This is a genomic window from Pantoea sp. JK (assembly GCF_026130245.1).
Lineage (GTDB): Bacteria > Pseudomonadota > Gammaproteobacteria > Enterobacterales > Enterobacteriaceae > Pantoea > Pantoea trifolii.
The window spans coordinates 1-12,329 of record NZ_JAINFN010000001.1 but is presented as its reverse complement, the minus strand read 5'-3'; the positions used below and the strand labels follow the sequence as shown (position 1 = coordinate 12,329).

Annotated in this window: 11 protein-coding genes and 1 pseudogene; 5 read left to right on the top strand and 7 right to left on the bottom strand. The window is 50.3% G+C overall.

Going from position 1 to position 12,329, the window contains the following annotated elements; translation table 11 throughout:
* Positions 1-101: 101 nt before the first annotated feature.
* The 3 genes from PanJK_RS00060 to PanJK_RS00050 form a co-directional block, all read right to left on the bottom strand.
* Positions 102-860: a MurR/RpiR family transcriptional regulator gene (locus tag PanJK_RS00060; RefSeq protein ID WP_265296665.1), complete on the bottom strand. Its 759-nt coding sequence runs from the start codon at positions 858-860 to the stop codon at positions 102-104.
* A 158-nt stretch (positions 861-1,018) separates the two neighbouring features.
* Positions 1,019-1,501 (bottom strand): glutathione peroxidase, encoded by a 483-nt coding sequence (locus tag PanJK_RS00055; protein ID WP_265296664.1) that lies wholly within the window; start codon positions 1,499-1,501, stop codon positions 1,019-1,021.
* A gap of 63 nt (positions 1,502-1,564) precedes the next feature.
* The gene (locus tag PanJK_RS00050) at positions 1,565-2,578 is read right to left on the bottom strand and encodes a LacI family DNA-binding transcriptional regulator (RefSeq protein WP_265296663.1); all 1,014 of its coding nucleotides are present in this window, start codon (positions 2,576-2,578) and stop codon (positions 1,565-1,567) included.
* Positions 2,579-2,692: 114 nt separating this feature from the next.
* Between PanJK_RS00050 and PanJK_RS00045 the strand changes: the two genes are divergently transcribed.
* Together PanJK_RS00045 and PanJK_RS00040 are read left to right on the top strand one after the other, a co-directional pair.
* Positions 2,693-3,523, top strand: a complete 831-nt coding sequence (locus PanJK_RS00045) for an SDR family oxidoreductase (RefSeq protein ID WP_256698619.1) — start codon at positions 2,693-2,695, stop codon at positions 3,521-3,523.
* A gap of 9 nt (positions 3,524-3,532) precedes the next feature.
* On the top strand, positions 3,533-4,675 hold the full coding sequence (locus PanJK_RS00040) for a phytanoyl-CoA dioxygenase family protein (protein ID WP_265296662.1): 1,143 nt from the start codon (positions 3,533-3,535) through the stop codon (positions 4,673-4,675).
* 158 nt (positions 4,676-4,833) lie between these two features.
* Here PanJK_RS00040 and PanJK_RS00035 read toward each other — a convergent pair whose 3' ends face one another.
* Positions 4,834-6,048: an MFS transporter gene (locus PanJK_RS00035; RefSeq protein ID WP_265296661.1), complete on the bottom strand. Its 1,215-nt coding sequence runs from the start codon at positions 6,046-6,048 to the stop codon at positions 4,834-4,836.
* A gap of 84 nt (positions 6,049-6,132) precedes the next feature.
* Positions 6,133-7,269: pseudogene (locus PanJK_RS00030) on the bottom strand (alpha/beta hydrolase).
* A 174-nt stretch (positions 7,270-7,443) separates the two neighbouring features.
* On the opposite strand from PanJK_RS00030, the gene PanJK_RS00025 reads away from it, so the two are divergent.
* Positions 7,444-8,328, top strand: a complete 885-nt coding sequence (locus PanJK_RS00025) for a LysR family transcriptional regulator (protein WP_265296660.1) — start codon at positions 7,444-7,446, stop codon at positions 8,326-8,328.
* 65 nt (positions 8,329-8,393) lie between these two features.
* On the opposite strand, the gene PanJK_RS00020 is transcribed toward PanJK_RS00025, so the two are convergent.
* The gene (locus PanJK_RS00020; RefSeq protein ID WP_414858916.1) at positions 8,394-8,525 is read right to left on the bottom strand and encodes an ATP-binding protein; all 132 of its coding nucleotides are present in this window, start codon (positions 8,523-8,525) and stop codon (positions 8,394-8,396) included.
* Between the two features lie 294 nt (positions 8,526-8,819).
* Between PanJK_RS00020 and PanJK_RS00015 the strand changes: the two genes are divergently transcribed.
* Together PanJK_RS00015 and PanJK_RS00010 are read left to right on the top strand one after the other, a co-directional pair.
* On the top strand, positions 8,820-9,995 hold the full coding sequence (locus tag PanJK_RS00015) for a glycosyltransferase family 4 protein (protein WP_265296659.1): 1,176 nt from the start codon (positions 8,820-8,822) through the stop codon (positions 9,993-9,995).
* Between the two features lie 208 nt (positions 9,996-10,203).
* Positions 10,204-11,109 (top strand): alpha/beta fold hydrolase, encoded by a 906-nt coding sequence (locus tag PanJK_RS00010; RefSeq protein WP_265296658.1) that lies wholly within the window; start codon positions 10,204-10,206, stop codon positions 11,107-11,109.
* Between the two features lie 44 nt (positions 11,110-11,153).
* Here the strand turns inward: PanJK_RS00010 and PanJK_RS00005 are convergent.
* A partial coding sequence (locus PanJK_RS00005) for an MFS transporter (RefSeq protein WP_265296657.1) occupies positions 11,154-12,329 on the bottom strand: 1,176 nt, incomplete at its 5' end.

Genomic DNA, 12,329 nt, shown 5'->3' with positions numbered 1-12,329 from the left:
CAGAGGGAATTCAGTCCGTCAGAGGCGAACTCATCGCGGCAATGTTAGAAAATCGCTTCGGCAATGTCACGAAGTCACAATATGTTATAACCGGTCGACAATTACAAAAATGTCACACCACGTGACATCTCACTGACATTATTCACCACCAGTTTTCTGCCTATTGATTCAAGAATAAAAATAACCGGAACCTGCGTGGTAATATCGTATTCGTTATCAATTAAAATGCGGGACACATGATAGGGAACAATAAAGTCAGCGAGTTTTGCCAGGGTTGAATCAGGATTACAGGTTATCGCAATCATTTTGCAATGGTGAATAACAAATTGTCTGGCAAGCTTCACTATTTCAGGTGTTTCGCCAGAGACAGAAAGCACGATAGCCACTGAACTCTGCACCATGTCCGAGCTCACCGGATAATAGGGATCGTCAATGTGATTGCTGAACTTGCCCATGTTAGAGAAGAAACGGGCGCCATACCTGCCAAGCGTGCCAGAGCTGCCAGCGCCGGCAAAGAACACCCGTTCTGCATCACGAATATACTCTGCTGCCTGCTTAATCATCTCATCAAACTCATCGTTTCTGATGCTTTTAAAAAAGGTTAATATTTCCTCAGCGCCATGAGGAATAAGTAATGTGCTATTTCTGTTCAGGTGTAACTTCATACTGGCTTTAAGTTCTGAGTAACCTTTGAAATCCATTTTTTTACAGAATCGCAGAACCGTTGCGGTAGACACACCCGAATTATCGGCAAGCTCCCTTATCGTCATATAAATAACGGCATTAATGTTTTTGATAATATAATTGTGCACGCAGCTTTCGAGGGCGTTTAGAGTGGATAACTTTCTTGCGTCAAACATATATTTAAACATCCTGGCATGTCATTTATGACGTTTATCATGTCACAAACCGTGACATGCAGGGGATGTTTAAGGTAGAAACAGGCTCAGTGCTTAAAAAGAAATGTTGTTAATTGTGATAGCTCGCACATTTCGGACGTCGAGAGACGGAATCACTATTAGCTTTCTAGTGCAGCAAGGATTGCGGCTTCCATTTTCTCCGGAGTGGTGATTGGCGCAAAACGCTTGAGCGGTTTGCCATCACGTCCGATGAGAAACTTAGTGAAGTTCCACTTGATGCGCCCTCCCAACACGCCGGGCAATTCGTCTTTTAGATAGCGAAATAGCGGATGCGCTGCGGCGCCGTTGACCTCCACTTTCTTAAACATCGGAAAGCTCACACCGTAGTTAATTTGGCAGGTCTGCGCGATATCATCGGCGCTGCCGGGTTCCTGCTTACCGAACTGGTTACAGGGGAACCCCAGGATCACCAGCCCCTGAGCGGCGTGCTTTTTGTAAAGTGCTTCTAGACCGGCATATTGTGGCGTGAATCCACAATGGCTGGCGGTGTTAACCACCAGAACCAGCTTGCCGGTGAAATCGGCCATTGAGATAGGCTGGCCACGCAGGCTGATGGCATTGAGTTGGTGAAAGGTGGTCATATCAAAATCCTCAGAGCAATAGCGGTTTGGCGTCGATATTGCCACTTAGCCATCGCTAGTGCCTCAAATATTGAACGGCGTGACGACAATAACGCGTGATGATGCCGTTTCATCTTCGGCTTCGGGCAAAAAGCCGTGAAAACGCAGGATTGCTTTAAACGCCGATCGCGCATCTTCATGAAGATCATGGTCAATCACCGCATCCATCTCTTCAGCAGCGAGTAGCCGGCGATTTTCTTCATCCAGATCATGGCCAATGAAAACGTTTACCTCGCGGTGCATCGCTGAAAAAGCCTGCAAAATGGCACCATTTCCGCCCCCCACGCTGTAAATAGATTGGATCGAGGGATCCTGTTCCAGCGCTGTGCACATCTGGGTAAAAGTGAGTGAATCGATACCGTAACCTTCACTGACAGCTTTAATCTTCAAATACGGCGCTCGCTGACTTAACGCCTGAATGAAGCCCGCCATTCGCTGCTCTTCTCCACGAAAACCCGTGCTGCTGATCACTACGGCGACCGTTTGCACTGCAGCAGGCAGCCACCGCGACATCAGCCAGGCCGCCGTTCGACCGGCACCTTCATTATCCATGCCGACATAGCTGATGCGCTCGCTTGACGGTAAATCAGTAACGAGCGTTACCACCGGCACGTTGAGGGCCGCCAGCTCCGCAATCGTATTCTTGAGCAAAGGGTGATCGCTTGCTTTGAGCAACACGCCATAACTGTCATTGCCACAGCGGCGCAGCTCACGCTGCAGATCTTCAGGCGAGATCTCTTCAAAAATGTGGCAACGCAACGTTAGTCGGAAAGGCGCGAAGCTGTTGATTTGACTAAGCAGCGCCGCTAGCACTAACGAACTGAATCGCTCTGGCGCGTGCATCACCAGATCGATCGGTAGCGTGCGACCGCTTGCCAGGCTGGCGCGCTGCTGTAATTCCAGGTCGCGGATCGCCTGAGCAATGCGTCGGGCAGTGCGTGGACTGACACTGCCGCGTTGATGCAATGCTCTGTCGACCGTGGCTTTGCTGACGCCAGACTGTGCCGCGATTTGCTTAATGGAGAATGACCTTGCCATAAGTTGAGGTCTTTTTGAGGTTATGTCGCCGTATTGTTAATCGAATGTAATTGCTAAGGTCACTGTGAGCAAGTGGACAGACCTTACCTCACCCAAAATAACAAAGGACATGAAATGAGCCTGAGTGACAGCAGCAGATTTAAAAACAAAGTGTTCGTCGTGACCGGCGGAACACAGGGATTAGGCGCAGCCGTTGCCAGTCTTCTGGCAATTCGCGGAGCCCGGGGCATTGTGATTTGCGGTCGTAATGTTAAAGCCGGACACGAACAGGTGGATATTCTCAGTCAAACCGGTTGTGAAGTGATATTTGTTGAAGCAGATATCAGCTCGCCAGAAGCCTGCGAAAAAGTAGTGGCGACCGCAGAAAAGGCGTTTGGAACCCTGCACGGGCTGGTGAATTGCGCAGGCATGTCCGATCGCGGCACCATCCTCAACACTTCCCCGGAATTATTTGATGCGATTATGGCCGTCAACGTTCGCGCGCCTTTTTTCCTGATGCAGGCAGCGATCAAACTGATGATTGCCAAAGGCATTGAAGGCAGCATCGTCAATATCATCACCATGACTTCTCATGGCGGTCAGAGCTTCTTAACGGCATACGCCGCATCCAAAGGTGCGCTGGTCACACTGACTAAAAACGTGGCCTTCAGCGCCATGCGCAATCGCATCCGGGTAAACGGTCTGAATATTGGCTGGATGGATACGCCACACGAGCACGACATCCAGCGGCAATATCATGACGCTGATGAAAACTGGCTTCGCAACGCTGAGCAGGCGCAGCCTTTTGGTCGTCTGCTCAAGCCAGCCGAAGTCGCGCGTGGCGTCGCATTTCTCCTTTCTGAGGAGTCAGGAATGATGACGGGTGCGGTGATCGATTTCGATCAAAGTGTGGTTGGTTGTGGTGATAACGGTGGCTTCCAGCCATCACAAGCTCTGACTCTGTGAGGCAAAAAAATGAAGAATATCTACATTAACGACAGTCATATTTCGCTCGACGATTTCGCCACGATTTGCGCGCAAACCCTGCGTAAAGACGATTTCCAGCTGGCACGTTCGGCTGATAAAAATGTGCTGATCTATCATCGTGACGACCTGCTGGCGGCTGCAACAGCAGACCGTCAAAACATGCTGGCTGAACTGCATCGTGCATTGTCCAGCGGCCCCGGTGTTCTGGTGGTTCAGGGGTTATATGGCAATGTCTCAGCCGTTGATCGCAGCAGTAACGTCTTTGAGGATATCCTCGCCAGTGAAGCGGCAAACGGCGGCGGCGGCGATCACTTTGCCAAAGCGGGCAGTAACGGGCGTATCTGGAATGCACTGCAAAAAGTGGCAGAGCGGGATGCTGATGCCTTCATCGATTACTACAGCAATCCTTTGCTGGCGCTGATTTGTGAAGCCTGGGTCGGGCCGGGATATGAAATTACGGCGCAGGTCAATCAGGTGCGTCCGGGCGGTAAAGCGCAACAGCCGCATCGGGATTACCATCTCGGTTTCCAGGTAAATGACGTGGTTGCTCGCTTCCCTCTGCCGTTGCAGATTCTGTCGCAATATCTGACGCTTCAGGGCGCGGTGGCTCACAGTGATATGCCGATTGAATCAGGTCCAACGCAACTTTTGCCTTGGTCGCAGCAGTATGCCGAGGGATATCTGGCATGGCGCGATCCGCGCTTTATTGAATTCTTCCAGCAGCATGCCATTCAGTTGCCGCTGCAAAAAGGTGATGGGCTGTTCTTCAATCCGGCCCTGTTTCATGCCGCCGGCAATAATATCACGCAGGATCACGTGCGTACGGCCAATTTGCTGCAGGTCTCTTCCGCATTTGGCAAAACTATGGAGAAGGTGAATCACGTTAAAGTGATGGAAGCGATTTATTCAACCCTGCTGAGTAAAGATCTGAGCGATGAAGAATTACAGGCAATTGTGGCGGCGAGCGGTGAAGGCTACTCTTTCCCGACCAATCTGGATACCGATCCACCACTGGGAGGCCTGGTCCCCAAAACACAACAGCAGTTGTTACTGGAAGCTTTACAGCAACGCTGTTCAGCGGAAGAGTTCAGCCAGCAATTAGACAACCACGAGAGTAAGAGAAAAGCCTAGGCGTGTTTTGCAAATGATATGGCGTAATGCCCTGACGTTAGATGTTACGCCATATCGATGAGTATGTATCTGGTCTGATGAACCGGATTAGCAATACATCTGAGCCGCTAATCCGGTAATAAGCGTTGTGCAATTGTGCCTGACTCGCTGCTGTTCTCTCAGTCGCGTACGGCGGCTTTCTTCAGTGACTTATAATCTTGACGAAATATCACAAACGTCATTGCGACCGCACCAAGCAGTAATAAACCACTCAAGCCGAAAGCACTTTGCCATCCCAGTCTGTCGAATATCAGACCTCCTGCTGTTGAACCCAGCGCAATGGAGAGTTGGATGACAGCAACCATTAAGCCACCACCCGCCTCTGCATCTTCGGGCAGCGTCCGTGCGATCCATGTCCACCATCCGGTTGGCGCGGCGGTCGCAAGCATTCCCCACAGGCTTAGCAAAACGGCAACAACCCACATGCTGTGACCGAACAAGAGTAACGTTCCCGCAATCGCTGCCATAACCAGAGGTATCATGATTAATGTCGGATAAAACCTTGCGTTCAGGAAGATCGAAACAATCATGGTGCCGATAAAACCTGCTGCACCTATAGCAAGCAAAATCAACGACAAGCCAGAAGCAATCACTCTGGTCACGTTTTCCAAAAACGGCCGCACGTAGGTAAACAAGGCAAACTGCCCCATGAAGAACAGTCCGCAGGCCAGCAGCCCCGTTGCTACGGTTGAGACTCTAAATAGACGAAGCACCGATCCCTGTGGTTTGCGTTGATTATCGCTTTCCATTGAAGGCATGCTGATGCATTGCCAGATGAACGCCACTATCGCCAGCGGTACGAGAGATAAAAAGGCACCCCGCCATCCAACGGTCGCCCCGAGATAGCTACCCAACGGTGCCGCGACAACCGTGGCCAATGCGTTACCGCCGTTAAAAATCGCCAGCGCGCGGGGAACCTGATGCTGCGGCACCAGCCGAATGGCCGTCGCCGCCGACATTGACCAGAATCCACCAATCACGATACCAATCAGCGCCCGCCCCAACATATAAATCGGATAGCTGGCCGCCAGCGCGACAATCATTCCTGATACCGCCATCAGAATTGTCAGCCCCAGCAGAAGATATTTACGATTCAGATCCCCGGCAATGCGGGAAATTGTCAGGCTGGTTAGCACCGCCAGCGCGCCTGAAATGGCGATGCCCTGTCCTGCCAGCCCCTCCGTGACGTGCAAATCGCTGGCAATGGGCGTCAGTAGACTTACAGGCATAAACTCAGAAGCGATCAGCACAAAAACGCAGAGCGTCATGGCAAATACGCCGCCCCAATACGCATGGATTTTATTGTGTGGAGGTTGAAGACTTACGGTAGACATTATCAATTCCCTGCGTTACATCAGACAGGTCAACGCCACCCGAGGATTACAGGTGGCATGGTAAATATGTATTATTTCAGTAAGTTAGTTTAAATTTGATTTAAAAAATTGTTCAAATTTAGCAAACGGGATCTTTCCAGCAACGTTGTCATATAAGTCCACATGGTTTGCCCCTGGAATAATTACCAGCTCTTTCTCTTTGCTCCCGATCGCTTTAAAGGCATCTTCAGCAAAATAACGTGAATGGGCTTTTTCACCGGTCACAACAAGCGCGGGGATAGTGATTTCATTTGCATAGCTCAGCAGCGGCATATTCATAAACGACAGCGGCATGGTTGCATTCCATGCGCCGGTTGAGTTAACCGAGCGCGCATGGAAACCACGCGGCATTCGGTAATAATCAAAAAACTCCATCAAAACTGGATTTGGATTAGCGGGTAACGTTTCCGGCAGAATACGCTCAGAGGCGCTGGCTTTACCGTTTTCGTCGACATAGATGTCGTGACTGCCAGCCGTGAAAGTGCCGCTCTCCGCATCCTTCCAGCGCTGCGCGTTCAGATACTGCAACACAGCACGACGATCGGAGGTGGTGTAGCGGTCTTTGCCATCGCCCACACCATGACCCATCGCGCGGCTCATGTCATACATCACGCTGGTTGCCACGGCTTTAACGCGGGTATCCATAGCGGCGTCGTTTAACGCCATGCCGCCCAGGCCACAAATACCGAGCAGCCCGATTCGGTTGCGATCCACCTCTTTTTGCAGACCCAAGAAATCAACCGCTGCACTGAAATCCTCGGTATTGATATCTGGAGACGCCACATTACGCGGTTAGCCGCCACTTTCGCCCGTGTATGAAGGATCAAACGCGAGGGTAACAAATCCCTGTTCAGCCAGCGTCTGCGCGTGCAGGCCGCTGGACTGTTCTTTGACCGCACCGAAAGGCCCGCTGACGGCCACGGCTGCCAGCTTTCGCTCACCGCGATCCTTAGGAAGATAGAGATCCCCGACTAAAGTGATGCCGTAGCGGTTCTGAAAGGTCACTTTACGGTGATCAACGTTGGTACTTTCAGGAAAGGTTTTGTCCCACTTTTTGACCAGCGAAACGGGTGCGTTCGGGTTGTTTGTATCAGCATAACTCATGGTTGTGACTCCACTAAATGATGCGCATAGCAGCAATGCAGGCATCGCGGCTGTCAGTTTTTTGGTGAAAACATTCATCAAGATCCTTCTAAAAAAAACCTAAAAGAGGCAGGTTTCATACCGACAACGCTGCTGTGCTTTATTGCAATGCGCACATTTTAGTCAGCAGTATGCGTTCTGATTAGAGGGCAATATTTGCTAAGATTGATATCAAATTGTTCTAAATGGCGATGCGGATACGAGGGCGGGATAATGGCAAAACGGGAAAACTACAACGATCTCTATTTGTTCATGCTGGTGGTGCGCGAGGGAAGTTTTACCGCCGCAGCGCAACGCCTTGGCCTGGCGCAATCAGGAATCAGTCGTTCAGTACGTGAGCTTGAAGAAAGACTGGGCGTTCAACTCATTGTTCGTACCACGCGCAGATTATCGCTCACCCATGCCGGTGAGCAGCTCTATCAAACCGTTGAGTCAGGATTCGATGCTTTAGATACGGGACTCGCTACGCTGGCCCACTATCGCCAGACGCCATCTGGTACGGTACGCATTAATGCCAGCCAGCACGCGATTGATAAAGTGCTGCTGCCGAAGCTTGCGGTGTTCAAGCAACACTACCCGGATATCAGACTGGAACTCATCAGCGAAAGTCGGTTTGTCGATATTATTGCGAAAAGATTCGATGCGGGTGTACGTCTGGGGCCAGAAGTGGGCAAGGGTATGATTGCTGTGCGCATTTCGCCCGACATGGAGATGGTCGTTGTCGGTACGCCCGAACACTTTCGTCGCTACGGCTTTCCGCAAGTTCCGGCAGATTTAGCCGTTCATCCCTGCATCGCTTACCAGTTTGGTGATGGCACCCTGTACGCATGGGAACTCAATCAGGATGGAAAAAAAATCACCCATCGGCCGCAAGGCCAATGGGTTTTTGCTGACAGCTATATGGAAGCAAAAGCCGCCGCTCTGGGTCTGGGACTGGCTTATGTCCCGAAAGAGTTGGTATCTGAGGATCTGGAACAAGGGAAACTGATCAGAGTACTGCAACGTTACAGCCAACGTCTGGAAGGTTCATTTCTCTATTATCCACATCGCAATGTGTCGCCCGCTTTGCGCGCGGTGATTGATACGCTGAGAATTTAGGGGATAAGAGCCCTAAACATCCGCAGACTCTTTTTTTTGTGTAGATCAAAAGGATTGGACAATATTTAATTAGAGGCTTTGCCAGATTTCAGGCTTATTGCACTCTTCATATAATATTTTGCTATTACCTGATAAAACAGATTGGATTCTTGCTTATTGTAAGGCAGATATCCTGTTTCATCGGTTATCAGCCACATAACTTTTTAATTAGCATTGGTACTCTCTCTACCGAAGTATTCTGGAAAGCCAGTAAAAAGATGCAAATACACGTCTTTTGTCTGCATATCCGTGCATAATTAAGCGTGTCTGAAAGCAGCAGCATAGGGCGGATTTTTATTTGGTATCAACAACCTTTGTAATCAGGACGCATACGGACCTTTTCTTAAACATCATAACTACATATAGATCGCAAATACCTATTTACCATTTTTAATTGCAAGCATATTTCAATTAATCCTGTTAATTTTTTGCACTCGCCAGCAGGGGGAAAAATGAAGATTATCGTGGGGGGTAATGGCTACCCGGAAAAGAGAAATATCATTACAGACCCTTCACATCGCTACCTGGATTACCGTCCCAGAAACATCTGGACCTGGATCAACGTTATAAGGCAGCGCTTATTGCATAAAAACAAGCTCTTTATTTTCCGCCCACTGCCCCTGATGTCTTCCGTTGATGCGGACATTATCCACCTTTTCAATGAAGTCTCTTCGGGGCCGGGCGACTGGGTGGCGACCTTTGAAACCGAACTGCCTCGTGTTCTGCCCGTTGGCGGAATACAGAAATTTGCCAACCCCGAGCTGGCGCGGGAACTCAGGTACGTCTGCTCTCCGCGCTGTAAGGGCATCATCGCTATCTCAGAAGCCACACGGCAGATTCAGCTGCGGCTGCTGGAACATTTTCCTGAAGAGCAGGCCATCATTGGGCCCAAACTGCACGTACTCCATCCTCCGCAGCCGATACTGCATAAAAAAAGCGTGGTTGTTCAGGAAGGACCGGTGACATTCACCTTCGTGGGTAATGAGTTCTATCGCAAGGGAGGTGCAGAAGTAGTGCTGGCCTTTACCCAGCTTTTAAGGGAAAACCTGATAAGTGTGAACGACGTGCGCGTAAATCTGGTTGGTGATCCTGGCAAAACGCATAATGTGGCTCACCATGCGTTCCAGGATGACGACGTTTTTAGAAAATGTGTGGAAGATAAGCTGCGTGATTGCCCGATATTCCGTCACCATACGTCGCTGACCAACGACGCGGTGCTGGCGTTAATTAAGACCTCTGATGTCGGGCTGCTACCAACCTGGCAGGAGACGTACGGCTTTTCCGTTCTGGAGATGCAGGCATGCGGCTGCCCGGTTATAACGACGAATGTCAGGGCTCTGCCAGAAATCAACCCAGAAAATGCCGGCTGGCTGATCCGCTGCCCCCTGAATCCGATGTTAGAGCTGACGGTAGCCTCATTGAAGGACAAAACCGTTCTGAGAAATGCCATCATATCTCAGTTGAAAACCTATATATTGCAAATCATCAGCGACAGAAAAATCGTATCAGAGCGCGCCAAAAACTCACTCGCGCGCATTTGCCTGGAACACGATCCCGTGTTGTTCAGAAAGCGACTCAATGCGATATATATGGGTTTTGAGACCGACAAAGATAAAACGTTTATTTAATCGGGTGCAGTCCATATTGCTTATGGCGGGTGAATTGTTCCCTTTTATTCAACTCAGAATACTGCAGTTACCCACATTTTTGGCACGAAACTGTAAGCGGAAAATTAAAATCCTTTGTATCCATCCCTTAATAATTTTACCTTATATGATATACTCTTATGTCAGCCAAACCCGGTTTATCAGGGATAAAATATAAAGGACTACATTCATGCCTGGCGCAAATATACGTGCCACGTTCGGAGGGGCGCTTCTATTGATGTCCGTCTTAGTTTCAGCGTCAGAAACTCAGCCGATACCTGCAGTGCATTCGAACTCGCAACGCATCTCTGTAGAGACGCAAGGCGCAGGACCGGATGTCATATTGATTCCGGGGCTGGCGTCGTCTCGCGAAGTTTGGACTGATTTAGCAGCAACTTTGCGTAAAAGCCACCGAGTTCATCTTGTTGAACTTGCCGGTTTTGCAAGCACACCTGCCCTCTCCAATCCAGATGGCAAGGTCATCGCTCCGGCAGTTGACGCCATCGCTGATTACATTCAAATCCAGCACATTGAAGCACCCGCGATCATTGGCCATTCGCTTGGGGGGGAGATTGCCCTGATGATCGGGGCCCGTCATCCTGACCAGGTCAGTCGTTTGATGATCGTCGACGCCTTGCCATTCTATACGTTGATGATTGATCCCGCGGCGACCACCGAGACTGCTGCACGGCATGCCACAGCGACGCGGGATTGGCTACTGGGACAGTCGCCGGAGCAATTCAAAGAGTTTCAGAAAACATCCCTCATCCGTTTAGTGAAGACTGAGGCGATGAGACCAGCTTTGGTGACTGCGGGACTCAATTCTGATCGTAAAACAGTTGCGGATGCCGTGTATGAATTGATGATTACCGATCTGCGCCCCGAACTCGCCCGTATCAAAGCGCCGATGGAGATCGTGTACGCGTATGACGCTTTATTCGGCGTTCCTCCAGCCAGCGTGGATGCCATGTATCGTCAAGCCTATGCATCTGCATCCGATATCCATTTCACGCGCATCGATAATAGCTTTCACTTTGTCATGCTTGATCAGCCAAAACGGTTTTCCCAAGAGGTAACGTCATTCTTAAACCAATAAAGGATGTAGCTGGCCTTCATTTAAATCGTTGTTGTAGGAAATGGTCAGGTCAGCGTATCCCTCACCTTTAGTCCAATAACCAGCGCGGCAAAAAACATTATGCAACCAGCGGCGATGAAAACACCGGTTACGCCGCTGAGACCAAAAAGTAATCCTCCCAACGCAGCACCCGCAGCAATTGAGGACTGAACGGCTGCGACAACCATGCCGCCAGCGGTTTCAGCCTGATCGGGAACGGAACGCGCTACCCAGTTTGACCACGCAACGGGAACGCCACCAAATGCCATTCCCCACAACGCAACGAACAACATCAATCCTGTTTCCTTGAGTGGCAGCAAAATCATGCTTAATGCCGCCACACCAACAAGCGCTGGCATCAGTATCAGGGTAAGACGCAGGCTTTTCTCCATCAGCCACCCGGCAAGCAGCGTTCCGATAAAATTAGCGACGCCAAATCCAAGCAATATCAAAGACAAACGATCCACATCAAGTTGAATAATATTTTCAAGAGCCGGCCGAATATAGGTAAACAGCGCATACTGACCCGTATGGGCAATTACACACCCCGTCATTCCCACCGCAATGCCTGGGCGGCGGAGTAAATCCATGACAGATGCCGTTACCATCATTCGACGCGGAGCCATTGCGGGAAGGGTAAACAGCTGAAAGAGCAGAGTCAGTACGCCTACTGCGGTTGCAGCGATAAAAGCGCTACGCCAGCCATAAAGCCCACCTAAATAGCTTCCCAGCGGGATCGAAACTACGGTTCCGACAGCGATACCGCTAAAAATAACGGAGAGAGCACGCGGGACGCTTTGAGCAGGAACCAGCCGCATAGCTACAGCAGCTGCCATGCTCCAGAAGCCTCCCAGCGCGATGCCCAGCAAGATGCGCATGATTAACAAAACAGCCAGACTGGATGAAAGTGCGACAAGCAGGTTAGAGGCAATCATCAGCGCGGTAAAACCCAGCAAAACAGTACGGCGATCATAATTACGCGTCAGGCGGGGAACCATCAGGCCCGCAAACAGGGCCACCACAGCCGTGACGGTCACAGCCTGACCAGCGAGCGCTTCGGTCACACCGAGATCGGCGGTCATGGGTGTCAGCAGGCTGGCAGGAAGATATTCTGCTGTCAGTAAGCCAAACACCCCCATAGTCAGTGAAATCACGGCCATCCATGCGGATTCTTTGGGTTCAGAACAGGTTAAACTTGCGGA

Coding starts and splice junctions, on each gene's coding strand:
- PanJK_RS00060 (WP_265296665.1), bottom strand. CDS start 860: ATGTTTGACGCAAGAAAGTTATCCACTCTAAACGCCCTCGAAAGCTGC.
- PanJK_RS00055 (WP_265296664.1), bottom strand. CDS start 1,501: ATGACCACCTTTCACCAACTCAATGCCATCAGCCTGCGTGGCCAGCCT.
- PanJK_RS00050 (WP_265296663.1), bottom strand. CDS start 2,578: ATGGCAAGGTCATTCTCCATTAAGCAAATCGCGGCACAGTCTGGCGTC.
- PanJK_RS00045 (WP_256698619.1), top strand. CDS start 2,693: ATGAGCCTGAGTGACAGCAGCAGATTTAAAAACAAAGTGTTCGTCGTG.
- PanJK_RS00040 (WP_265296662.1), top strand. CDS start 3,533: ATGAAGAATATCTACATTAACGACAGTCATATTTCGCTCGACGATTTC.
- PanJK_RS00035 (WP_265296661.1), bottom strand. CDS start 6,048: ATGTCTACCGTAAGTCTTCAACCTCCACACAATAAAATCCATGCGTAT.
- PanJK_RS00025 (WP_265296660.1), top strand. CDS start 7,444: ATGGCAAAACGGGAAAACTACAACGATCTCTATTTGTTCATGCTGGTG.
- PanJK_RS00020 (WP_414858916.1), bottom strand. CDS start 8,525: ATGTGGCTGATAACCGATGAAACAGGATATCTGCCTTACAATAAGCAA.
- PanJK_RS00015 (WP_265296659.1), top strand. CDS start 8,820: ATGAAGATTATCGTGGGGGGTAATGGCTACCCGGAAAAGAGAAATATC.
- PanJK_RS00010 (WP_265296658.1), top strand. CDS start 10,204: ATGCCTGGCGCAAATATACGTGCCACGTTCGGAGGGGCGCTTCTATTG.